The organism is Streptomyces swartbergensis (assembly GCF_002148965.1).
GTDB classification, from domain to species: Bacteria; Actinomycetota; Actinomycetes; order Streptomycetales; family Streptomycetaceae; genus Streptomyces; species Streptomyces swartbergensis.
On the sequence record NZ_NGFN01000711.1, the window covers coordinates 1 to 1,305 of the forward strand.

At 75.4% G+C, this 1,305-nt stretch carries 2 protein-coding genes; both read left to right on the forward strand.

Annotated elements, in window-relative coordinates; all coding sequences use genetic code 11:
- A partial coding sequence (locus CA983_RS43795) for a hypothetical protein (RefSeq protein WP_425276522.1) occupies positions 1–489 on the forward strand: 489 nt, incomplete at its 5' end.
- 54 nt (positions 490–543) lie between these two features.
- The coding region (locus CA983_RS43800; protein ID WP_086606124.1) for an Fpg/Nei family DNA glycosylase at positions 544–1,305 on the forward strand (762 nt) is incomplete at its 3' end.

Here is a 1,305-nt window from a genome sequence, read left to right on the forward strand (position 1 = left end):
CCCCGGGACTACGCCCCGCAGGGCAGCCCCTGGCAGAACGGCGGAGGCGCACCGTACGGTGCCGGGTTCCCGGGCCGCCGCACCCGCCCGGACCCCGCCTCCCGGGCCGTCGTCCTCGCCGCCGCCGATCCGGCGAACGCGTACGGCGCCGCCCTGGCCTGGCCCGAGCCCCCGACCGGCGCCGGGCACAAGCCGGGCCGCAAGGCGGGCTCCCTGGTGGTCCTCGTCGACGGAGAGCTGACGCTCTACATGGAGCGCGGCGGCAAGACCCTGCTGGCCTGGGCCACCGACCCGGACGGTGACCCCAGCGAGGACCCCCGCCTGCGCACCGCCGCCGAGGCACTCGCCGCAGCCGCCCGAGCGGGCTCCCTCGGCACGGTCACGGTGGAGCGCGTCAACGGCGCCCAGGCCCTGACCTCCCCCATCGGCACCCTCCTGGAAGGAGCGGGTTTCATCGCGACCCCCCGAGGCCTCCGCCTGCGCGCCTGACCACCACACCGCCTGCACCGACCACCAGCACCGCCCCCGTGCCACCCTTGACCCATGCCCGAAGGTGACACGGTCTGGCAGACCGCGAGGCGGCTGCATGCCGCCCTCGCGGGAAAGGTGCTGACCCGCAGCGACCTCCGGGTGCCCCGGCTCGCGACGGCCGACCTGACGGGCCGCACGGTCCTGGACGTCACCCCACGCGGCAAACACCTCCTGACCCGCGTCGAGGGCGGCCTGACCCTGCACTCCCACCTGCGGATGGACGGCTCCTGGAAGGTGTACGAGAACGGCCGGCGCTGGAGCGGCGGCCCCGGCCACCAGATCCGCGCGATCCTCGGCACCACCGACCGCACGGCCGTCGGCTACCGCCTCCCCGTCCTGGAACTCCTGCGCACCGCCGACGAGCACCGCGTGGTCGGCCACCTCGGCCCCGACCTCCTGGGCCCTGACTGGGACCCCGGCCGGGCACTCGCCAATCTCCTCCAGGACCCCACCCGCCCCCTCGGCGAGGCCCTGCTCGACCAGCGCAACCTCGCCGGTATCGGCAACGTCTACAAGAGCGAGCTGTGCTTTCTGCTCGGCGTCACCCCCTGGCTCCCCGTCGGCGACCTGCCCGCCGAGCGCGCCGCCAAGCTGCCCGCGCTCGCCAAGAAGCTGCTGGAGACCAACCGCGACCGTGGGATCCGCACTACGACGGGCCGCCGCGGCCAGGACCTCTTCGTGTACGGCCGGGCTCCCCGCCCCTGCCTGCGCTGCCACACCTCCGTCCGCGTCGCCGACCAGGGCGACGGCTCCCGCGAGCGCCCCACGTACTGG